Annotated in this window: 22 protein-coding genes; 12 read left to right on the top strand and 10 right to left on the bottom strand. The window is 66.4% G+C overall.

Annotated elements, in window-relative coordinates:
- Window position 1 precedes the first annotated feature (1 nt).
- The 4 genes from L1Z78_RS22795 to L1Z78_RS22780 form a co-directional block, all read right to left on the bottom strand.
- Window positions 2-1,921, bottom strand: a complete 1,920-nt coding sequence (locus tag L1Z78_RS22795) for an autotransporter assembly complex protein TamA (protein ID WP_418921643.1) — start codon at window positions 1,919-1,921, stop codon at window positions 2-4.
- Between the two features lie 4 nt (window positions 1,922-1,925).
- Entirely contained in the window at window positions 1,926-3,113 is a 1,188-nt protein-coding gene (locus L1Z78_RS22790; protein WP_234638614.1) for a vWA domain-containing protein, read from the bottom strand.
- A 31-nt stretch (window positions 3,114-3,144) separates the two neighbouring features.
- On the bottom strand, window positions 3,145-3,741 hold the full coding sequence (locus tag L1Z78_RS22785) for a GNAT family N-acetyltransferase (protein WP_234642244.1): 597 nt from the start codon (window positions 3,739-3,741) through the stop codon (window positions 3,145-3,147).
- Window positions 3,742-3,870: 129 nt separating this feature from the next.
- On the bottom strand, window positions 3,871-4,713 hold the full coding sequence (locus L1Z78_RS22780) for an AAA family ATPase (RefSeq protein WP_234638613.1): 843 nt from the start codon (window positions 4,711-4,713) through the stop codon (window positions 3,871-3,873).
- A 116-nt stretch (window positions 4,714-4,829) separates the two neighbouring features.
- On the opposite strand from L1Z78_RS22780, the gene L1Z78_RS22775 reads away from it, so the two are divergent.
- Window positions 4,830-5,504, top strand: coding sequence for a c-type cytochrome (locus L1Z78_RS22775; RefSeq protein ID WP_234638612.1), 675 nt, complete (start codon window positions 4,830-4,832; stop codon window positions 5,502-5,504).
- An 81-nt stretch (window positions 5,505-5,585) separates the two neighbouring features.
- Here the strand turns inward: L1Z78_RS22775 and L1Z78_RS22770 are convergent, their stop codons facing one another.
- Window positions 5,586-6,044: a DUF1841 family protein gene (locus L1Z78_RS22770; RefSeq protein WP_012203591.1), complete on the bottom strand. Its 459-nt coding sequence runs from the start codon at window positions 6,042-6,044 to the stop codon at window positions 5,586-5,588.
- A 74-nt stretch (window positions 6,045-6,118) separates the two neighbouring features.
- The gene (locus L1Z78_RS22765; RefSeq protein WP_234638611.1) at window positions 6,119-6,718 is read right to left on the bottom strand and encodes a short chain dehydrogenase; all 600 of its coding nucleotides are present in this window, start codon (window positions 6,716-6,718) and stop codon (window positions 6,119-6,121) included.
- Window positions 6,719-6,824: 106 nt separating this feature from the next.
- On the opposite strand from L1Z78_RS22765, the gene L1Z78_RS22760 reads away from it, so the two are divergent.
- Entirely contained in the window at window positions 6,825-7,712 is an 888-nt protein-coding gene (locus L1Z78_RS22760; protein ID WP_234638610.1) for a LysR family transcriptional regulator, read from the top strand.
- Window positions 7,713-7,715: 3 nt separating this feature from the next.
- Here the strand turns inward: L1Z78_RS22760 and kefC are convergent, their stop codons facing one another.
- Window positions 7,716-9,584: a glutathione-regulated potassium-efflux system protein KefC gene (gene kefC, locus L1Z78_RS22755; protein WP_234638609.1), complete on the bottom strand. Its 1,869-nt coding sequence runs from the start codon at window positions 9,582-9,584 to the stop codon at window positions 7,716-7,718.
- Window positions 9,585-9,776: 192 nt separating this feature from the next.
- On the opposite strand from kefC, the gene L1Z78_RS22750 reads away from it, so the two are divergent.
- Together L1Z78_RS22750 and L1Z78_RS22745 are read left to right on the top strand one after the other, a co-directional pair.
- Window positions 9,777-10,406: a LysE family transporter gene (locus L1Z78_RS22750; RefSeq protein WP_234638608.1), complete on the top strand. Its 630-nt coding sequence runs from the start codon at window positions 9,777-9,779 to the stop codon at window positions 10,404-10,406.
- A 75-nt stretch (window positions 10,407-10,481) separates the two neighbouring features.
- Window positions 10,482-10,946: a MaoC family dehydratase gene (locus L1Z78_RS22745; RefSeq protein WP_234638607.1), complete on the top strand. Its 465-nt coding sequence runs from the start codon at window positions 10,482-10,484 to the stop codon at window positions 10,944-10,946.
- Window positions 10,947-11,028: 82 nt separating this feature from the next.
- Here L1Z78_RS22745 and L1Z78_RS22740 read toward each other — a convergent pair whose 3' ends face one another.
- The 3 genes from L1Z78_RS22740 to L1Z78_RS22730 all read right to left on the bottom strand — a co-directional run bounded on the left by L1Z78_RS22740 (window position 11,029) and on the right by L1Z78_RS22730 (window position 12,678).
- Entirely contained in the window at window positions 11,029-11,334 is a 306-nt protein-coding gene (locus L1Z78_RS22740) for a DUF4148 domain-containing protein (RefSeq protein ID WP_234638606.1), read from the bottom strand.
- 184 nt (window positions 11,335-11,518) lie between these two features.
- The gene (locus L1Z78_RS22735; RefSeq protein ID WP_234638605.1) at window positions 11,519-12,016 is read right to left on the bottom strand and encodes a tRNA (cytidine(34)-2'-O)-methyltransferase; all 498 of its coding nucleotides are present in this window, start codon (window positions 12,014-12,016) and stop codon (window positions 11,519-11,521) included.
- A gap of 59 nt (window positions 12,017-12,075) precedes the next feature.
- Window positions 12,076-12,678, bottom strand: coding sequence for a ComF family protein (locus L1Z78_RS22730; RefSeq protein ID WP_234638604.1), 603 nt, complete (start codon window positions 12,676-12,678; stop codon window positions 12,076-12,078).
- A gap of 237 nt (window positions 12,679-12,915) precedes the next feature.
- Here L1Z78_RS22730 and L1Z78_RS22725 point away from each other — a divergent pair, with 237 nt between their 5' ends.
- The 8 genes from L1Z78_RS22725 to L1Z78_RS22690 all read left to right on the top strand — a co-directional run bounded on the left by L1Z78_RS22725 (window position 12,916) and on the right by L1Z78_RS22690 (window position 19,287).
- Window positions 12,916-13,818 carry a biotin synthase gene (locus L1Z78_RS22725; RefSeq protein ID WP_234638603.1) on the top strand — a complete coding sequence of 301 codons (903 nt, stop codon included), beginning with the start codon at window positions 12,916-12,918 and terminating at the stop codon, window positions 13,816-13,818.
- Between the two features lie 143 nt (window positions 13,819-13,961).
- Window positions 13,962-14,378, top strand: a complete 417-nt coding sequence (locus L1Z78_RS22720; RefSeq protein WP_234638602.1) for a hypothetical protein — start codon at window positions 13,962-13,964, stop codon at window positions 14,376-14,378.
- 77 nt (window positions 14,379-14,455) lie between these two features.
- Window positions 14,456-15,637 (top strand): cytochrome c oxidase subunit II, encoded by a 1,182-nt coding sequence (gene coxB, locus L1Z78_RS22715; RefSeq protein WP_234638601.1) that lies wholly within the window; start codon window positions 14,456-14,458, stop codon window positions 15,635-15,637.
- A gap of 34 nt (window positions 15,638-15,671) precedes the next feature.
- Window positions 15,672-17,339: a cytochrome c oxidase subunit I gene (ctaD, locus tag L1Z78_RS22710; protein ID WP_234638600.1), complete on the top strand. Its 1,668-nt coding sequence runs from the start codon at window positions 15,672-15,674 to the stop codon at window positions 17,337-17,339.
- Window positions 17,340-17,364: 25 nt separating this feature from the next.
- The gene (locus L1Z78_RS22705) at window positions 17,365-17,472 is read left to right on the top strand and encodes a cytochrome oxidase small assembly protein (RefSeq protein WP_234642243.1); all 108 of its coding nucleotides are present in this window, start codon (window positions 17,365-17,367) and stop codon (window positions 17,470-17,472) included.
- A gap of 29 nt (window positions 17,473-17,501) precedes the next feature.
- Window positions 17,502-18,122: a cytochrome c oxidase assembly protein gene (locus L1Z78_RS22700; protein ID WP_234638599.1), complete on the top strand. Its 621-nt coding sequence runs from the start codon at window positions 17,502-17,504 to the stop codon at window positions 18,120-18,122.
- Window positions 18,119-18,334, top strand: coding sequence for a DUF2970 domain-containing protein (locus tag L1Z78_RS22695; protein WP_234638598.1), 216 nt, complete (start codon window positions 18,119-18,121; stop codon window positions 18,332-18,334). The genes L1Z78_RS22700 and L1Z78_RS22695 overlap by 4 nt, the downstream gene beginning before the upstream one ends.
- Before the next feature lie 71 nt (window positions 18,335-18,405).
- The gene (locus tag L1Z78_RS22690) at window positions 18,406-19,287 is read left to right on the top strand and encodes a cytochrome c oxidase subunit 3 (protein WP_234638597.1); all 882 of its coding nucleotides are present in this window, start codon (window positions 18,406-18,408) and stop codon (window positions 19,285-19,287) included.
- Window positions 19,288-19,305 lie beyond the last annotated feature (18 nt).

Here is a 19,305-nt window from a genome sequence, read left to right as displayed (position 1 = left end):
GTCAGAAGTTGAAGCCCAGGCGCAGGTGCAGGCGCAATTGCTTTTCCTGGGCACCCCAGGCGATGTCGGCCTGCACGGGGCCCACGGGGCTGCGCCAGCGCAGGCCGGTGCCCACGCCCACGCGCATGTACATGGAGTCGGGCGCATCGCCGACGGTGCCTGCGTCCAGGAAGATGGCGTGCTCCCAGTCCTGGGTGTTGCCCTTGATGACGATGGGCCGCTGCCATTCGATGCTGCCCACGGCCATGTAGCGCCCGCCGATGACCTTGCCGCTGTCGGTACGCGCGCCGATGCTCTGGTAGCCGTAGCCGCGCACGGTGTTGTCGCCGCCGGTGATGAACAGTTGCGTGACGGGCAGGTCGGCATCCTTGCGTGCCAGCAAGGCGCCGCCCGATGCGCGCAGCGCCAGGCGGCTGCGGCGCTTGGTTTCGGGATCGACCTCGCCGATGGGAATCAGGCTGAGCCAGCGGCCCGAGACGCGACCGAACGGCGTGCGCTGGGGCGTGAGCGTGGTGCCCGCGCCCACCTCCCAGGCAAAGCCGAAGCCCGAGGAGGGCGCCAGCGTGCTGTCGAAGTAGCGCCCGGTCCAGCCGTAGTTGGCCGTGACCGACGAGCTGGAGGGGGGCGCGCCCTCGCCCTGGGTCTTGGCGTAGTCGTACTGCAGGTAGTAGTTGCGGTCGATGTGGTCCTCGGACTTGGTGCGGCCGGCGCGCAGCTGCAGGCTGTTGACATCGAAGTCGCCCGAGGGTGCGCGCTCGGCCTTGGCCGTGGTGAACCAGCGCCACAGGGTTTCATCGGGCAGGGCGGTCCACTGCGTGGAGATCAGCGGGTTCTTGCGGTCGAAGCGCATGCGCGTGACGGCGCGCCAGCCCAGCCAGGGCAGGCGGTTGTGGATGTGGTCCACGCTCAGGCGCGGGCCGGTGTCCGTGCTCATGCCCACGCCGAAGACCCATTTTTGCAACTGGGCCTCGCGCACCTGGGCGATGACGGGGGTGGTCACCTGGGCACCCTTGCGCTTGATGGCCTCCTCGTCCTCGGTGGCGCTTTCGCCCTGCTGCGGCACATCTGCCAGCGTGAGGAAGACCGAGTCGTAGTAGCCGCTGCTGGCCAGGCGCAACTGGGCATCGACCAGGGCGGTCTGGTCGTATTCCTCGCCTTCGGGCAGGCGGGCGATGCGCGCCGTGCCCACGGGGTCGTAGCGCTGGGCGCCTTCGATGCGCAGCGGGCCGAAGGTGTAGGCCGGGCCGGGCGCGTAGGCCACGCTGACGTCGGCCTCGTGCGTGTCGGCGTCGATGTCGGCCAGGCTGGAGTCGATGCGCGCCAGCGGGTAGCGCCTCGATTGCAGGGTGCGCAGGCCCTGGCTCTTGGCCTGGCCCCAGGCGGACTGGCTGAAGCGCTGGCCGGGCTGCAGCGGCCACTGGCTTTCGATGGTGGCGCGCTGCGAGGCACCGTCGGGGTCGTCGGCGTTGACGCCGGCAAAACGCAGCTGGCTGCGTGCGATGGTGGCCGCCTCGCCGGGGTCCACCTTGACGGTGACCTCCAGCGGCGCCTCCCCGGAGTCGGGCGTCTCCTTGATCTCTACCGTGACCGTGGGGCTGAAGTAGCCCAGCGTGCCGATCAGATCGCGCACGTTGGCATCGGTGGCGCCCAGCAGGCGCGTGAGTTCGCGCCGCTGCAGATCGCTCTGGTAGCGGTAGCGGCGCAGTTCGAGGTGCTTTTCCAGCAGCTCGCGTACTTCCTTGGGGGCATCGACGACCAGGGAAAAGGCCGGGTCTCCGGTGGCTTCGGTCACCAGCGACGGGTCTGTTTCCTCGTCCTTGGAGGGCAGGAGGCTGCAGCCACCGAGCATCAGGGCTGCACTCAGCAGGAACAAAAACGCCGGCCCTCGGGCCGGCGCAGTTGCGGGGGGGAGCTTGGGCATCGGCCTATTTTGACAGCAGGCGCATCGCGTCTTCCAGACCTTTGAGTGTCAAAGGGTACATGCGGTTGCCCATGAGCTGCTGCACGATGCTGATGCTCTGGCGGTACTGCCAGACGCCGGGGGGCTCGGGGTTGATCCAGGCAAAGCGCGGGAAGGCATGGGTCAGGCGCTGCAGCCATTCGGCGCCGGGCTCCTCGTTCATGTATTCCACGCTGCCGCCGGGCTGCAGGATCTCGTAGGGGCTCATGGTGGCATCGCCCACGAAGATCAGCTTGTAGTCCTTGTTGTACTTGCGGATGATGTCCCAGGTCGGGAACTTCTCGGCGAAGCGGCGGCGGTTGTTCTTCCACATGAAGTCGTAGACGCAGTTGTGGAAGTAGTAGAACTCCAGGTGCTTGAACTCGCTCTTGACGGCCGAGAACAGCTCCTCCACGCGTTGCACATGCTCGTCCATGGTGCCGCCCACATCCATGAGCAGCAGCACCTTCACGTTGTTGTGGCGCTCCGGGATCATCTTGATGTCCAGGTAGCCCGCGTTGGCGGCCGTGCTGCGGATGGTGTCGGGCAGGTCCAGCTCCAGCTCGCCGCCCTCGCGCGCGAACTTGCGCAGCCGGCGCAGCGCGACCTTGATGTTGCGCGTGCCCAGCTCCTGCGTGTCGTCGTAGTCGCGGTAGGCGCGCTGCTCCCAGACCTTGACGGCGCTCTTGTTGCGGCCCGGCCCGCCGATGCGCACGCCGGCCGGGTTGTAGCCACCGTGGCCGAAAGGGCTGGTGCCGCCCGTGCCTATCCACTTGTTGCCACCCTCGTGGCGTTCCTTTTGCTCCTCCAGGCGCTTCTTGAGCGTGTCCATCAGTTCGTCCCAGCCCATGGCCTCGATGGCAGCCTTCTGCTCGGGCGTGAGTTCGCGCTCCAGCAGCTTCCTGAGCCAGTCCTGGGGAATGTCGCGCGTGAGGTCGGCCACCATCTCCACGCCCTTGAAGTAGGCGGCGAAGGCGCGGTCGTACTTGTCGTAGTGCTTTTCGTCCTTGACCAGCACGGTGCGGCCCAGGTGGTAGAAGTCGTCCAGGCTCCAGGCATCCTCGCTCGCGGGGCCGACCACGCCGGCCTCCAGGGCCTCCAGCAGGGTCAGGAACTCCTTGACCGAGACGGGCAGCTTGGCCGCGCGCATGGTGTAGAAGAAGTCGATCAGCATGGCATCTCCCCAAGGCCGGCGGTGCGCGCCTTCATGTGCGTGCCACGGCGCTGCCGCCGTCCGCATGGCGCTGCAACTGGTCCAGCAGCTGGGCGCGCGACTCGGGCCACTCGCCGCTGCGCAGGCTGTACATGACGGTGTCGCGGATGCTGCCGTCGCGGCGCAGCGCATGGCCTCGGATCACACCGTCCTTCTTCGCGCCCAGGCGCTCGATGGCGCGCTGGCTGGCGAAGTTGAAGCAGTCCGTGCGCCAGCCCACGACATGGCAGGCCAGCGTGTCGAAGGCATGGCCCATGAGCATGAGCTTGGCCGAGGTGTTGACATGCGTGCGCTGCACGCTGCGCGCATACCAGGTGTAGCCGATCTCCACGCGGCGCACCTCGGGCAGGATGTCGTGGTAGCTGCTGGTGCCCAGCACGCGGCCGCTGTCGTCGTCGAGCACGGCAAACGCGAAGCGCTTGCCCTGGCTGCGCTGCTCCAGCGCAGCCTCGATGTAGGCGCGCACGTCACCCGGCTCGGGGGCGGAGGTCACGCGGATGCGCCACAGTTGCCCGTCCTGCACGGCCTCGCGCAGACCCGCTTCGTGGCTCAGGGCCAGGGGCTCCAGTCGCACGCCGTTGAAGCGCATGACCACGGGCTGCACGAAGCCCGGGTGGGCGACGGCACCGGCCACGGGGATGGTGGTCACCTGGCCGGTGATGGCCGGCACCCGAGCGCCGGTGTTGTCGGGGCGTTCGTTGTCGGACATGGCCCGGCCTCAGCGGTTGCGCTGGTTCATGAAGACCAGCTTCTCGAACAGGCTCACGTCCTGCTCGTTCTTGAGCAGGGCACCCACCAGCGGCGGCACGGAGACCTTGCCCTCGGCCGTCTGCAGCGACTCCACGGGAATCTCCTCGGCCACGAGCAGCTTGAGCCAGTCGATCAGCTCGCTGGTCGAGGGCTTTTTCTTGAGGCCCGGCAGGTTGCGCACGTCGTAGAAGACCTTCATCGCCGCGGCCAGCAGCTCGCCCTGGAGCTTGGGGAAATGCACGGCCACGATCTGGCGCATGGTGTCCGCGTCGGGGAACTTGATGTAGTGGAAGAAGCAGCGGCGCAGGAAGGCGTCGGGCAGTTCCTTCTCGTTGTTCGAGGTGATGAACACCAGCGGACGGTGCTTGGCGCGGATCATCTCGCGCGTCTCGTAGCAGTAGAACTCCATGCGGTCGATCTCGCGCAGCAGGTCGTTCGGGAATTCGATGTCGGCCTTGTCGATCTCGTCGATCAGCAGCGCCACGGGACGGTCCGCCGTGAAGGCCTGCCACAGCACGCCCTTGACGATGTAGTTGTGGATGTCCTTGACCCTTTCGTCGCCCAGCTGCGAGTCGCGCAAGCGGCTGACGGCGTCGTATTCGTACAGGCCTTGCTGGGCCTTGGTGGTGGACTTGATGTGCCACTGCAGCAGCGGCATGTCCAGCGCTGAGGCCACTTCCTCGGCCAGCATGGTCTTGCCCGTGCCGGGCTCTCCCTTGACCAGCAGCGGGCGCTGCAAGGTCGCCGCGGCATTCACCGCGAGCATCAAATCCTGGGTGGCGACGTAGTTCTCGGAACCTTGAAATTTCATGGGCGGTATCAGCGTAAGTATTGATGGGGAGGCTGGACGTCGACTGCCATAATCGTTCGCGCTACCCGCAAAGCATTAGGCATCCGTCAGAACTCTTGAAGGATTGTGCGCGCAAAATGATAAAAACTTTGACCACGGTATTGGCGCTGGCTGTCGCATCTGTGACCCCCCTGGCGCAGGCTCAGCAAGGCAAGGGAGATGCGAAGGCAGGGGAGGGCAAGATCGCCATGTGCATAGGCTGCCATGGCATCCAGGGCTACCAGGCCAGCTTCCCCGAGGTGTACAAGGTTCCCAAGATATCAGGCCAGGGCGCGCCCTACATCGTGGCCGCCCTGCAGGCCTACCAGAAGGGCGAGCGCAAGCACCCCACCATGCGCGGCATCGCCGATCCCCTGACCGAGCAGGACATGGCCGATGTGGCGGCCTACTACGCCGAGCACGGCAACGTCAGGGCCGCTGATGCCAAGGTCCGTGAACCCAGCACCCAGGTCGCGGCACTGCTGCAAAAGGGCGCCTGCGTGTCCTGCCATGGCCAGGGTTTTTCCAAGCCCATCGACCCCAGCTACCCCAAGGTGGCAGGCCAGTATGCGGACTATCTGTACTCCGCCCTGAAGTCCTACAAGACCGAAGGCAACCCCCACATCGGCCGCAGCAACGGCGTGATGGCCGGCATTGCCAAGCAGTTCACCAACAGCGAACTCAAGGCGCTGGCCAACTACATCGGCAGCCTCGATGGCGAGCTGCAGACCCTGCCCCAGCCCCACTTCCGCCTCGGCCAGAAATCGCAGTAGGTCGCGCCTTTCCTCCAAAGCAAAAGCCCGCAATTGCGGGCTTTGTTTCGGGCTTTGCCTTGGGGCGCTGAACGGCCGGGACTATGCGCCGCCCGTGGCCTTAGCGCCGTCGCTGGTGGCGCGGCGCTGCACGGCGGCGATGTAGGCCTCGCCATCCGGCGGGCGGCCCGAACGCTGGCTCTCCCAGAGCATCTGGCCCAGGCATTCCATGGTGGCGTGGTGAGCGTCGTGCAACGAGTCCAGGCGGCGGCTGAGCAACTCCACGGCCTGGCGTATGCCGCGCGGCTGGTCGATGCTGCACTGCTCGCTGATGGACAGGTGCATGGACAGGTGCAGGAAGGGGTTGGTGACGCCGGGCGTGGCATCGTAGTCGCGCAGCAGGGCGGCGTCCACGTCGGCGAGGTCGTCGAAATACTCGGGGTGCTCGGCGATCCAGAGACTGGCCAGCGTCTCTATGGCCTCCATCGGCGCGCCGTTCAGCATCTTGGTGCGCACGCCGCAGAAAAAGCGCCGCACATCGGCTTGGGTGGGGTTGAACATGGTGGCGCGCAGCGTAGCACGCAGCCCATGTTCATGGGCCTGCAAGGACTTTGGCGGGCCCGGCGCGAGCACCGTCAAAGCACCTCGTACACCCTGCCGGTCTGGGCGCCTTCGACACTGCGCTGGTAGGCCAGGGCCACGCGGGCGGCGGGCACGGTCTCGAAGCCCGGGAAGATCGCTCCGTACGCCTCGGCCGACTCGGTCAGCAGCGTGGGACTGACGGCATTGATGCGCAGGCCGCGTGACAGGTCCACGGCGGCCCCCGCGACGAAGCCGTTGATGGCGGCGTTTACCGCCGATGCATTGGCGCCGTGGCGGATGGGCTCTTTGGCGATGACACCGCTGGTCAGCGTGATGGAGCCGCCGTCGCGCAGAAACCGCTGGCCCAGCAACGCCAGCCGAACCTGGCCCAGCAGCTTGTCCTGCAGGCCGCTGTCGAACTGTTCGGCCGTCATCTCGGACAGCGGCCCGAAGTGCAGGCCACCGGCCGTGCTCACGATGGCGTCCACGGGACCTGCCGCCTCGAACATGGCCTGCAGCGTCTCGGGCCGCGTGAAGTCGGCGCGCAGGTCGCCGCTGCTGCGGCCCACGGTGACGATGTCATGGCGCGGGGCCAGCAGGGCGTGGACGGCGCGGCCGATGGTGCCGGAGGCACCCAGGAGCAGGATCTTCATGCAGTCTTCTTTCTGAAGGAGTGAACAGGCCTCCAGTGTTTTGCAAATCACTAATGCCATAAAGTAGCGAATTATTTTTGTACTGTTAATCATTGGTTTGTAATCCATGGACAGACTGCGCAATATGGAGGTCTTCAGGGCCGTGGTCGAGGCAGGCAGTTTCGCGGCGGCCGCGCGCCAGCTGGACATCTCGGCCGTGATGGTGGGCAAGCATGTGCAGCAACTGGAGGCGCACCTGGGCGCGCGCCTGCTCCAGCGCACCACGCGGCGCCAGAGCCTGACCGAGGTGGGCCGCAACTTCTATGAGGACAGCCGGCAGGTCCTGGAGCAATTGCGCTGGGCCGAATCGGCCGTGGAGCGCAGCCGCAGCGCGCCGCAGGGCCTGTTGCGCATCAGCGCGCCTGTCACGCTGGGCAACCATGTGGTCGCGCCGCTGGTGGCCGACTACCAACTGGCCCATCCGCAGGTGCGCGTGGACCTGTTGCTGAGCGACGGCATGGCCGACCTGGTGGGCGAGAACATCGACGCGGCCGTGCGCATCGGCCCGGTGGGCGGGGACGGCCTCGTGGCGCGGCCACTGGCGCCTTACCGCATGGTGATCGCGGCGGCGCCAGCCTATCTGCGCCGGCGCGGCCAGCCCCGCAGCGTTGCCGACCTGGCGCGGCATGACTGCCTCAGCTATGCGGTCTGGCAGCGCCGCTCCGAGTGGATACTGCGTGACGGCGATGCCTCTGCCCCCTGGCCCGATGAAGCCAGGCTGCGCTGCAACAGCGGTGAAAGCTTGCGCCATGCCGCCGTGCGTGGCCTGGGCCTGATCCTGCAGCCGCAGGTGCTGCTGGCCGATGACATGGCGGCGGGCCGGCTCGTGGCTGTGCTGCAGGATTGCGTGCCGCTGCCGCGCCCGGTGCATCTGGTCTATCTGCCCGATCGGCGCCAACTGCCCAAGCTCGCGCATTTCGTGGAACACATGCTGCGCGCGCTGGGCGCGGCCTGAGTTTCAGGCCTGTCCGTCGTCCTTGGTGGCGTGGCGTTCCTGCTCCTGTGCCTCCTGCCGTTCCTTGGCCATCTGTTCGACCAGCTGCTGGCGCCCCTGCCGGGCCACGGCGATGAGCTGGGCCTGGTCCTTGTGGTGGGGGTACATGCGCGCTATCAGTTCGAGGTTGTGCTCGCGAAAGCGCGTCGTGGTGCGCAGGGCCTCGGCGGGACTGTGGCCCGCCAGCTCAAGCACTGTGCGCGCCGAGACCAGGCTGGACTCGAACACTTCGCGTTCGACGTGGCGCACGCCCAGGTCGCGCAGCTGGTACCAGTGGGCCATGTCGCGCGCACGCGCGACGATCTCCAGATGGGGGAAACGCTTGCGCACGCGGCTGGCGATCTTCAGCGACTGCTCGGAAGAGTCCACGGCGATGACCAGAACGCGTGCCTTGTCGGCGCCCGCGATGCGCAGCAGGTCCATGCGCGTGGCATCGCCGAAGAACACGCGGTAGCCGAAGGTGTGTGCCACCTCCAGCATCTCCACGCTGTGGTCGAGGATGGTGGCCGGAATGCCCTGGGCCAGCAACACGCGCGCCACGATTTGACCGTAGCGGCCGAAGCCCGCGATGATGATCTGCGCCTCCTGGGGCTCGGAGATCTCATGCGCCCTGGCGGCCTGGGCCGCAGGGTCGGCCTGGCAGTCCTTCATGTCGGCGAAGCGCTTGAGCAGCAGCCTGTCCAGCAGCACCAGCACCAGCGGGCCGATCAGCATGGACAGGGCCACGGCCGCCACCAGCATGGACGAGATGCTGTGGTGAAAGACCTTGTACTGGGCCGCGGTCTGGAACACCACGAAGGCGAACTCCCCGCCCTGGGCCAGCAGCAGCGTGAACACCGGGCGCTCGCGCCAGGGCAGCTTCATCACGCGGGCCAGCGTGTAGAGCATGGCGGCCTTGAGCGTCAGGAAGCCCAGCACCATGGCCGCCATGGCCCAGGGCGCGCGCAGCAGCACGCCGAAGTCGATGCTCATGCCCACGGCCATGAAGAACAGGCCCAGCAGCAGGCCCTTGAAAGGCTCGATATTGGTCTCCAGCTCGCTGCGGTATTCGCTGTCGGCCAGCAGCACGCCGGCCAGGAAGGCGCCCAGCGCCATGGACAGGCCCACCTGCACCATCAGCATGGCGATTCCCACCACCAGCAGCAGCGAGGTCGCCGTGAAGATCTCGGGCGTGCGGCTGCGTGCGATCCAGCGCAGCAGCGGGCGCAGCAGCAGCCGGCCGCCCACGACCACGGCCGCGATGGTGCCCACGGTCTTGAGCACCTGCAGCCACAGGTGGCTGTCGCTGTGCGTGGCATGGGCGGCCTTGACGGCGCCCAGGATGGGAATCAGGGCGAGGATGGGGATGGCAGCCACGTCCTGAAACAGCAGGATGGAAAAGCCGGCCTGCCCGCTGGGCGTGCGCATCAGGTTGCGCTCGGCCATGACCTGCAGGCAGATGGCCGTGGACGACAGCGCCAGCCCCATGCCCGCGATCAGGCTCACGCGCCATGAGAAGCCGAAGGCCCAGCCGGCCAGGAACAGCACGCCCGTGCAGGCCAGCATCTGCGCCAGCCCCCAGCCCAGGATGGGGCGGCGCATCTCCCACAGACGGCTGGGCTGCAGCTCTAGCCCGATGACGAACAGCATCAGCACCACGCCGAATTCGGCGAAATGCAGAATGTCATCAACATTGCTTACCAGTGACAGTCCCCAGGGACCCATGGCAATCCCCGCACCGAGGTAGCCGATGATGGCGCCCAATCCGAGAGCGCGTGCGATGGGAACGGCCAGCACGGCGGCCGTCAGGTAGATGAAGCCGTAGGTCAGCCAGATGGGGGCGCTGTGTTCCATGGGGGTGTTTGGATTGGTGTTTTCCCTGGGATCATTGATTGTGTCACTCTCACAGCCGGGTCAGCTTTCCGACAGGATCAAAAATTGCCACCGAATGCATCACCGCCTGCTCCGGCTTTGTGCGGCCCGCCCACCGGAACCACGTCGCGGTCTTAAGATGGCGGGCTGCTTTCTATTCTTGAGGTGTTTGGCATGGATTGGCATACTTGGATCGCCTACTTTGTGGCCTGCTGGATCATTGCGGTCTCCCCGGGCTCGGGCGCCGTGCTGTCCATGAGCCACGGCCTGTCCTACGGTGTGCGCAAGAGCAGCGCCACCATCTTCGGCCTGCAGCTGGGCCTGCTGACCATCCTGCTGATCGCGGGCGCGGGCGTGGGCTCGCTGCTGCTGGCGTCCGAGTGGGCATTCAACGCGGTCAAGATCGTCGGCGCCTGCTACCTGATCTACCTGGGCATCACCCAGTGGCGCTCGGGTGCCGCGCCGATGGCGGCCCAGGACGCCATGCCCGAGCTCAGCGTGCGCCGCCGCGTGCTCACGGGCTTCCTGACCAATGCCACCAATCCCAAGGGCATCATTTTCATGGTGGCCGTGCTGCCCCAGTTCATGACCACCACCCGCCCGTTGTGGCTGCAGTTGCTGATCCTGGCGGCCACCATGCTGGCCGTGGACACCATGGTCATGCACGGCTATGCGGCCAGCGCCAGCGCGCTGCGTGGCTTCATGCGAAGCGCTCGCGCGGTGCGCAGCCAGAACAAGGTCTTCGGTGCGTTGCTGATGGCGGTGGGCACGGGCCTGTTCTTCGTGCAGCGCGCCTCGCGTTGAGGTCCTCCCGGGGCTAACCCTGGGTTGTCGCGTGGCCGACATGGTCCGTGCGGCGCAGGCCCCTACATTGGGGCCATGAAAACCTTCCATTCCTATTCCGAAGTGCGCTCCTGCATTGGGCAGGAGGTTGCCGTCAGCGACTGGATCACCATCACCCAGCAGCAGGTGCAGCTGTTCGCCGATGCCACGGGCGACCAGCAATGGATCCATGTGGATCCCGAGCGCGCCTCCAAGGGGCCCTTCGGCGCGCCCATCGCCCACGGCTTCCTGACGCTGTCCCTGATCCCCCAGTTCTTCCAGAGCTGCTTTCGCATCGAAGGCGCCCAGATGGGGGTGAACTACGGCCTCAACCGCGTGCGCTTCACATCGCCCGTGCCTGTTGGCAGCCGGCTGCGCGCGCGACTGACCTTGCAGCAGGCCGAGCCCATCGAGCCCGGCGGCCTGCAGATGACCTGGCTGGTGACCGTGGAGCGCGAGGGCGCCGACAAGCCGGTCTGCGTGGCCGAGTCCGTGGCCCGCAACTATGGCGCGGCGGCTTGAGCGCGCCTGAATGAAAAAAAGCCCGCAGACGGGATCTGCGGGCTGGCTGCGTGGTGGCAGCGTTTGCGGGGAGGGGCCGGGCTCAGGCGCCGAAGTCGAGCTGGCCGGCGCGCTCTGCGGCAGCGGCTTCGCGTCGCACTTCATCGCGGCTCACGCTGGAGGCTGCGGTGTTCTCGATCGGCAGATAGCCTTCGGCCACCGAGGGCATGGTGCCGTTGGCCTGAGCGGCCTTCAGGTCGGCGATGACCTGGGCACGGGTCAGCGTGCTCTGCGTCTTGACTTCGGGTGGGTAGCTGCTGTTGTCGGCATAGTCGAAGCCTGCGGCCTGGGCAGCCACGGCGGAGACGGCGAGCGCGGCCAGGATGGCAAAACGGCGGGTGTTCTTCATGATGCAAGTCCTTTGTTTTGTTTCTGGGACAGGGCGTTCCTTGCGGAAATCGCTTGGTAACGGAGAGCCCATGGATCAAATGTAGGACGGTCTGGAATCAGGAAAAACCCTCGGATTGGCAATGCGCTTTTTCAATCGTCGAAACAATCGCCGGGGAACTTTCCCTGGCCCGCTGGCCATCTGCTCACGGCGTGCCGGGGGCGGTTTCCGCCAGGGCTGCGCCAGCGAACTGGTGCTGGCGCCAGGCCTCGAACACCGTGACGGCCACGGCATTGGACAGGTTCAGGCTGCGTTGCTGCGGCAGCATGGGCAGGCGCAGGCGCTGCCGCGGCGGAAATTGCTCGCGCACCTCGGGGGGCAGCCCCTTGCTTTCCGAGCCGAAGACCAGCCAGTCCCCGGCCTCGAACCGGATCGCATGCGCGGGGCTGCTGCTGTGCGTGGTCATGGCGAACATGCGGCCGCGTTCGGGCTGGCAGTCCTGGAGGAAGGCCTGCCAGCCGGCATGGCGGCGCACGGATGCGTACTCGTGGTAGTCGAGTCCCGCGCGGCGCATCAGGCGGTCTTCCATGGAAAAGCCCAGTGGCTCGATGAGGTGCAGGCTGCAGCCGGTATTGGCGGCCAGGCGGATCACATTGCCGGTGTTGGGCGGGATCTCCGGCGCGACGAGGACGATATGGAACATGGTGCGTATTGTCTCGCGCCCGTGCTCGTACACGCTCGCGCCGGGGGAGCGTCTGGCGGTCAGGGCGTGCGTGCCAGCACCAGGGCGCCGATGTCGGCCGCGCCCGCACCCCGCAGGCAGGTGGCCAGCGCATGCAGGCTGGCACCCGTGGTCATCACGTCATCGATCAGCAGGATTCTGCGGCCCCGCACATGGCGCAGCTCGGACGGCGGTACCCTGAACACCTTGCGCAGCTGGCGCAGGCGCGCACTGCGGGGAAGATCATGCTGGGCATGCTCCGTATGGCTGCGCTGCACCGCATGGGGGCGCAGCTTGCCGGCCATGGGCCCGCTGCGGGCGGCCAGGGCGCGGGCCAGCAGCAGGGCCTGGTGAAAGCCGCGCTCGCGCAGGCGCTGGGGCGACAACGGCATGGGCAGCAGCATGTCGCAGCCGTCGAGTTGCTCGCGCACCGCGGACTGCTCCAGCAGCAAGGCGGCCAGGCTGTGCGCCAGCCCCGTGTCACCGCGGAACTTGAAGTCGCCTATCACGGCCTGCCAGGGGTAGGCGTAGTCCAGCACGGCCAGGCACTGCGACAGAGGCGGTGGCCGGACCAGGCAGCGACCGCAGATGCGGGGACTGGCATCCCTGCCTTGCGAGACCCCCAGGCGGGCGGGCAAAGGCATGGCGCAGCGGTGGCATCGGGGCAGGGGGCGGGCCCACCGTGCGCAGCAGTCCGGGCACAGGCGCTGCGCGGGCCAGCGGCGGCAGACGGCGCATTGGCTGGGCAGGCGGGCGCACCACCGCGAAAGCCATGACGCAGGCAGGTTGGGCATGGAGTCAATATACTCGCGCCGCGTCCGACACCCCTGCGCTCCGGGGCGGGCACCTGTCGTTTGCGGAGCCGGATTTCCTGCCAAGCCATGTCCCACGAATTGCCACCCACCATCGACCCGGCTGCCGCCATGCGCTGGCAGCGGGCAGCCCCCGCAGCCTCGCCGTGGCTGCACGAGGAGGTGGCGCGGCGCATGCAGGAGCGGCTGGACTGGATCGTCAAGCCGCCGCAGCGCTGGTGCCATTGGCAGCCCGTGCGCGGCGGGCTGCAGGCCCATGCGCTGCTGCGCCAGCGCTATCCGCAGTCGGAATGCCTGGTGTACGAGGCTTCGCCCATCCATGAGGCCGCGGCCCGCGAGGGGCTGGAAAAGCGCTGGTGGCAGCCTGCGCGCTGGTCCTCCGCGGCCACGCGCTTCGGTGGGCCGCAGCCGGGCGGCGTGGACATGCTGTGGGCCAACATGGCCCTGCACCAGCAGGCCGATCCGCAGGCGCTGATCACGCATTGGCACCAGGCGCTGGCCGTGGATGGCTATGTGATGTTCTCCTGCCTGGGGCCGGATTCGCTGCGCGAGCTGCACGCGCTCTACGCCCAGCTGGGCTGGCCGCCCGCTGGCCAGGCCTTTACCGACATGCACGACTGGGGCGACATGCTGGTACACGCAGGCTTCAGCGAGCCGGTGATGGACATGGAGCACATCACGCTGACCTTCGCCACGCCGGAGCGGCTGCTGCAGGAACTGCGCGAGCTGGGCCGCAACTTTCACCCGCAGCGCTTTTCCGCCTTGCGCGGGCGCCGCTGGCAGCAGCGCCTGCACGATGTCTTGCGCGAGCGCCTGGCCGGGCCGGACGGGCAGTTGGCGCTGACCTTCGAGATCGTCTACGGCCATGCCTACAAGCCGCAGCCGCGCGTGCGGCTGGAATCCAGCAGCGCCGTGTCGCTGGAGGACATGCGCAGCATGCTGCGACAGCCGCGCAACACGGGTTTGCGATAGCCCGAATGTCGCTTTCCGGTCATTGATCGAAAACAAAAACGTCTACACTTTTCCCGAGCTGACAGAGACAACAGCTTTTCCCGAGGCCCCCTCTCCTGGGCCGGGAAAAGACCCGCGGCCCGCAGGCCGCAAGGGGAGACGATTTGGTGTTTCGCTTTGCCACGGGAACGGGCCGGCACATTCACGAGTGGCCTGCCTGCAAGTTTGATCATCACCGGTTGCCACAGTGCCTGGCCCTCTGGGGACGGGCACTGGTGCTTTTGTCCCTGCTGTCCCCGCTGCTGGACGGTGCGCGTCTTCTGTCCGCCGGCCCGCGTCTGCAGGGGCACGGCGCGCGCATCCTCCCCTCCATCCTGCTGCTGTCCCCCGATTTCATGCGCCTGCACATGTGCCTGAACCGGCATGCGCGCCAGGGCAGCCACCCGAATCCTGGTCCCGCATCCGAGTTGCCGGTGATGCCTGTGAGCACGCTATTGGTGATTGCGCGCAGGCGCATCCGCAGCGCTTTCATGCATGCTCGTGTTGATGAGGCCGGGAGTTGCCCTTTGGGCAGGCGTTGAACGGTCTGGCTGCGCGGCCCCCACGCCGGCGCGGCGGAGCGAGTGGATAACCCGAGGCTTAGATGTAAGTGAAAACTATGAAAAGCATTTCCACCAAGCTGGTTCACTGGGGCTTGATGAGCGTGGCGGCAGGAGGCTCCATCGCGCATGCAGCGGCAGACCTGCCGGGCGGCCCGGCCGTCAATCAGCTCAATCTGCATCCTGCGGTCACGCGCATCGCGCACGAGCAGCACTTCCTGCACTGGATGATGCTGATCATCTGCACGGTGATCTTCATCGGCGTGTTCAGCGTGATGTTCTATTCGATCTGGAAGCACCGCAAGTCGCGCGGCGCCAAGGCCGCGAACTTCCACGAATCGGTCACGGTCGAAGTGGTCTGGACCATCGTGCCCTTCATCATCGTGGTGCTCATGGCACTGCCTGCCACCAAGGTGCTGGTGGCGCAGAAGGACACCACCAACGCCGATGTCACCGTCAAGGTCACGGGCTACCAGTGGAAATGGGGCTATGACTACATCAATGGCGAAGGCGAGGGCCTGAGCTTCATCTCCACGCTGGACAGCAGCCACCGCGCACTGTCCGACAGCGGCGACGTCTCCAAGGCACCCAACGACTACCTGCTGAAGGTGGACAACCCGCTGGTGGTGCCCGTGGACCGCAAGGTGCGCATCATCACCACGGCCAACGACGTGATCCACTCGTTCATGGTGCCTTCCTTCGGCATCAAGCAGGACGCGATTCCGGGCTTCGTGCGCGACACCTGGTTCCGTGCCGAGAAGACCGGCGACTACTACGGCCAGTGCGCCGAGCTGTGCGGCAAGGAGCATGCCTACATGCCCATCCACGTGAAGGTGCTGTCGAACGACGGCTACAAGGCCTGGGTGGACGAGCAAAAGAAGATCGCCGCCGCCAAGAAGGACGATCCCAGCAAGGTCTGGACCCTGCCCGACCTGATCGCACGCGGCGAGAAGGTCTATGCCGCCAACTGCGCGGCCTGCCACCAGGCCAACGGCAAGGGTGCCGGTCCCATCAAGCCGCTGGACGGCAGCCCCATCGTCCTGGGCCCCACGGCCGAGATGATGCATGTGGTGCTGGAAGGCCGTGCCAACGGCGCCATGCCCGCCTGGAAACAGCTGAGCGATACCGAGCTGGCCGCCGTGGTCACCTTCGCCAAGAACCACTGGTCCAACAAGACCGGCCAGCTGGTGCAGCCGGCCGAGTTCGTGGCCGCCCGCACCGGCAAGTTCCCCGGCCAGTGAGTCCGCAAGACAGATCAGCGATTGGAGATAAGCGATGAGCGCCGTACTTCCCCCCATCCACGGTCCTGCGGGCGAGGGCCACGACCATGCGCACGAGCACGGCCATGGCCATGGCCATGACGATCACCACCACGCCACGCCCACGGGCTGGCGCCGCTGGATGTTCGCCACCAACCACAAGGACATCGGCACGCTGTACCTGCTGTTCTCGTTCACCATGCTGATGGTGGGCGGCGTGCTGGCGCTGCTGATCCGCGCCGAGCTGTTCCAGCCGGGGCTGCAGATCGTCAACCCCGAGCTGTTCAACCAGCTGACCACCATGCACGGCCTGATCATGGTGTTCGGCGCCATCATGCCGGCCTTCGTGGGCTTCGCGAACTGGATGCTGCCGCTGCAGATCGGCGCCTCGGACATGGCCTTCGCGCGCATGAACAACTTCAGCTTCTGGCTGCTGATCCCGGCCGGCCTGATGCTCGTGGGCTCGTTCTTCATGCCGGGCGGCGCGCCTGCGGCAGGCTGGACGCTGTATGCGCCACTGACGCTGCAGATGGGGCCGTCCATGGACACCTCCATCCTGGCCATGCACATCATGGGCGCCAGCTCCATCATGGGCGCCATCAACATCATCGTCACCGTACTGAACATGCGCGCGCCCGGCATGACGCTGATGAAGATGCCCATGTTCGCCTGGACCTGGCTGATCACGGCCTACCTGCTGATCGCCGTCATGCCCGTGCTGGCCGGCGCCATCACCATGACGCTGACCGACCGCCACTTCGGCACCAGCTTCTTCAACCCCGCCGGCGGCGGCGACCCGGTGATGTACCAGCACATCTTCTGGTTCTTCGGCCACCCCGAGGTCTACATCATGATCCTGCCGGCCTTCGGCATCGTCAGCCAGATCGTGCCGGCCTTCAGCCGCAAGAAGCTGTTCGGCTATGCGTCCATGGTGTACGCCACCTCGTCCATCGCCATCCTGTCCTTCATCGTCTGGGCGCACCACATGTTCACGACGGGCATGCCCGTGACCGGCCAGCTGTTCTTCATGTACGCCACCATGCTGATCTCGGTGCCCACGGCCGTGAAGATCTTCAACTGGGTGGCCACCATGTGGCGCGGCTCCATGACCTTCGAGACGCCCATGCTGTTCTCGGTGGGCTTCATCTTCGTGTTCACCATGGGCGGCTTCACGGGCCTGATCCTGTCCATGGCGCCCATCGACATCCAGCTGCAGGACACCTACTACGTGGTGGCGCATTTCCATTACGTGCTGGTGGCCGGCTCGCTGTTTTCCATGTTCGCGGCCTACTACTACTGGGCACCCAAGTGGACGGGCGTGATGTATTCGGAGCGGCGCGGCCAGATCCATTTCTGGGGCTCGCTGATCTTCTTCAACGTCACGTTCTTCCCCATGCACTTCCTGGGCCTGGCCGGCATGCCGCGCCGCTATGCCGACTACCCCATGCAGTTCGCCGACTTCAACATGGTGGCCTCGCTGGGGGCGCTGGGCTTCGGCCTGATGCAGGTGTACTTCTTCCTCTTCGTCGTCGTGCCCGCCATGCGCGGCAAGGGCGAGAAGGCGCCGCAAAAGCCCTGGGAGGCTGCCGAGGGCCTGGAGTGGGAAGTGCCGTCACCCGCGCCTTTCCACACCTTCGAAACCCCTCCCAAGCTCGATGCCACCGCCACGCGTGTCATCGGTTGAGATGGGAAAGGAAATCCGCATGGGCATGGATCCGCAGCAGCGCAAGGCCAACCTCAGGCTGGCCCTGATTCTGGTATCGGTGGCGCTGGCCTTTCTGGCCGGCTTCGTGGTCAAGATCACCATGCTCCATTGAGGGGCGGGAAAGCAGCAGGAGGCGCGGTCGTGAGCGTTCGCAGGGAAAACGCAAAGATGGTGGGCAAGCTGGCCGTGGTGGCGCTGGGCATGTTCGCCTTCGGCTATGTGCTGATCCCCATCTACAAGCACATCTGCGAGCTCACGGGCATCAACATCCTCTCGTTGTCCGAGCGCCAGGTGCCGGGCAACGGCACGGCCGGACGTGACGTCAAGGTGCCCGCCAACTCGCAGGTGGACAAGAGCCGCACCATCACCGTGGAGTTCGACGCCAATGCGCGCGGTCCCTGGGACTTCAAGCCGGCGCAGCGCTCCATGCAGGTGCACCCGGGCGAACTGGCAACCGTCATGTACGAGTTCCAGAACGTGCAGGACCGCCGCATGGCGGCGCAGGCGATTCCCAGCTATGCGCCGCGCCAGGCGGCGGCGCATTTCAACAAGCTCGAGTGTTTCTGCTTCTCGCAGTACACGCTGGATCCCGGAGAGAAGCGTGAGTGGCCGGTGGCCTTCGTCATCGATCCGCGCATCTCCAGGGATGTGACGACGATCACGCTGTCCTACACCTTCTTCGAAGTGGGCGGCAGGACGCCGGCCGCGCCCTCGGGCGAGGCACCGGTGGCGGCAGGGCCGAAGCAGGAGCCCGCGTCATGAATGCGCCGCAGCCACCCCACGAGCCCGGGCGCGGGCCCAGCCTGTGGCGCACGGTGCGCGCCGTGGCCTGGTCCCTGTTCGGCGTGCGCAGGGGGCGCGAGTACCAGCAGGACATAGAGCGCATCACGCCGCTGCATGTGATCGCCGTGGGGCTGGTGGCCATCTTCCTGCTGGTGCTGGGATTGATCGCGCTGGTGAAACTGGTGGTCTGAGCGCAACGGCCACGGATGGACAGAGAGTGATTGACGGGAACTGCAGAACCAAGAATTTCAGGAGCTGAGCAATGAGTGCAACCACCCACGGCAAAACGCCTTACTACTACGTCCCGGCCGAGTCCAGCCACCCCGTCATGGCGGCGGCGGGGCTGTTCTTCGTGATCCTGGGCGCGGGCAACTGGATCAACGGGCATGAATGGGGCATGTACAGCCTGGGCCTGGGCCTGGTCTGGTGGCTGGCCGTGCTGTTCTTCTGGTTCCGGGAGGCGGCCCACGAGAGCGAGGCGGGCAAGTACGGGCGCAAGATCGACCTGTCCTTCCGCTGGAGCATGAGCTGGTTCATCTTCTCCGAAGTGATGTTCTTCGGCGCCTTTTTCACGGCCCTGTGGTGGGCGCGCGCGCACTCGGTGCCCGCCCTGGGCAGCCTGGACAACGCGCTGCTGTGGCCGGACTTCAAGGCTGTCTGGCCCAGCATGGCGGCGGGGGCCACCGCCTCTCCGGCCAACAGCGTGGAGCCGTTCCAGACCGTGGGCCCGTTCTGGCTGCCCACCATCAACACGGCGCTGCTGCTGACCTCGGGCGTGACGCTGACCATCGCCCACCATGCACTGCAGGCCGGCCAGCGGGCGCGCACCATCGCCTTCATGTGGATGACGGTGATCCTGGGCTTCGTCTTCCTGTGCGTGCAGGGCTACGAGTACTACCACCTCTACACGGAGCTGAACCTCAAGCTGTCCTCGGGCGTGTTCGGCTCGACCTTCTTCCTGCTCACGGGCTTTCACGGCTTTCACGTCTTCGTGGGCATGCTGATGCTGTTCTTCATCACGCTGCGCCTGCATGCCGGGCACTTCACGGCCGAGCGCCATTTCGGCTTCGAGGGCGCCGCCTGGTACTGGCACTTCGTGGACGTGGTCTGGCTGTTCCTGTACGTGCTCGTCTACTGGATGTGAGAGGGCAGGTGCCCACGT

It is taken from the genome of Delftia tsuruhatensis (genome assembly GCF_903815225.1).
Classification (GTDB): Bacteria; Pseudomonadota; Gammaproteobacteria; order Burkholderiales; family Burkholderiaceae_C; genus Comamonas; species Comamonas tsuruhatensis_A.
The sequence above is the reverse complement of the archived record's forward strand: the minus strand, read 5'-3'. Positions and strand labels throughout refer to the sequence as shown.

What these genes read in the sequence shown, in the direction of transcription:
- L1Z78_RS22745 (WP_234638607.1), top strand. Translation starts at nt 10,482, where the DNA reads ATGAAAACCTTCCATTCCTATTCCGAAGTGCGCTCCTGCATTGGGCAG.
- L1Z78_RS22770 (WP_012203591.1), bottom strand. Translation starts at nt 6,044, where the DNA reads ATGTTCAACCCCACCCAAGCCGATGTGCGGCGCTTTTTCTGCGGCGTG.
- L1Z78_RS22785 (WP_234642244.1), bottom strand. Translation starts at nt 3,741, where the DNA reads ATGCGCTTCAACGGCGTGCGACTGGAGCCCCTGGCCCTGAGCCACGAA.
- L1Z78_RS22735 (WP_234638605.1), bottom strand. Translation starts at nt 12,016, where the DNA reads ATGTTCCATATCGTCCTCGTCGCGCCGGAGATCCCGCCCAACACCGGC.
- L1Z78_RS22690 (WP_234638597.1), top strand. Translation starts at nt 18,406, where the DNA reads ATGAGTGCAACCACCCACGGCAAAACGCCTTACTACTACGTCCCGGCC.
- L1Z78_RS22740 (WP_234638606.1), bottom strand. Translation starts at nt 11,334, where the DNA reads ATGAAGAACACCCGCCGTTTTGCCATCCTGGCCGCGCTCGCCGTCTCC.
- L1Z78_RS22760 (WP_234638610.1), top strand. Translation starts at nt 6,825, where the DNA reads ATGGACAGACTGCGCAATATGGAGGTCTTCAGGGCCGTGGTCGAGGCA.
- L1Z78_RS22775 (WP_234638612.1), top strand. Translation starts at nt 4,830, where the DNA reads ATGATAAAAACTTTGACCACGGTATTGGCGCTGGCTGTCGCATCTGTG.
- L1Z78_RS22765 (WP_234638611.1), bottom strand. Translation starts at nt 6,718, where the DNA reads ATGAAGATCCTGCTCCTGGGTGCCTCCGGCACCATCGGCCGCGCCGTC.
- L1Z78_RS22780 (WP_234638613.1), bottom strand. Translation starts at nt 4,713, where the DNA reads ATGAAATTTCAAGGTTCCGAGAACTACGTCGCCACCCAGGATTTGATG.
- L1Z78_RS22705 (WP_234642243.1), top strand. Translation starts at nt 17,365, where the DNA reads ATGGATCCGCAGCAGCGCAAGGCCAACCTCAGGCTGGCCCTGATTCTG.
- L1Z78_RS22790 (WP_234638614.1), bottom strand. Translation starts at nt 3,113, where the DNA reads ATGCTGATCGACTTCTTCTACACCATGCGCGCGGCCAAGCTGCCCGTC.
- L1Z78_RS22695 (WP_234638598.1), top strand. Translation starts at nt 18,119, where the DNA reads ATGAATGCGCCGCAGCCACCCCACGAGCCCGGGCGCGGGCCCAGCCTG.
- coxB (WP_234638601.1), top strand. Translation starts at nt 14,456, where the DNA reads ATGAAAAGCATTTCCACCAAGCTGGTTCACTGGGGCTTGATGAGCGTG.
- L1Z78_RS22725 (WP_234638603.1), top strand. Translation starts at nt 12,916, where the DNA reads ATGTCCCACGAATTGCCACCCACCATCGACCCGGCTGCCGCCATGCGC.
- L1Z78_RS22750 (WP_234638608.1), top strand. Translation starts at nt 9,777, where the DNA reads ATGGATTGGCATACTTGGATCGCCTACTTTGTGGCCTGCTGGATCATT.
- kefC (WP_234638609.1), bottom strand. Translation starts at nt 9,584, where the DNA reads ATGGAACACAGCGCCCCCATCTGGCTGACCTACGGCTTCATCTACCTG.
- ctaD (WP_234638600.1), top strand. Translation starts at nt 15,672, where the DNA reads ATGAGCGCCGTACTTCCCCCCATCCACGGTCCTGCGGGCGAGGGCCAC.
- L1Z78_RS22795 (WP_418921643.1), bottom strand. Translation starts at nt 1,921, where the DNA reads ATGCCCAAGCTCCCCCCCGCAACTGCGCCGGCCCGAGGGCCGGCGTTT.
- L1Z78_RS22730 (WP_234638604.1), bottom strand. Translation starts at nt 12,678, where the DNA reads ATGCCTTTGCCCGCCCGCCTGGGGGTCTCGCAAGGCAGGGATGCCAGT.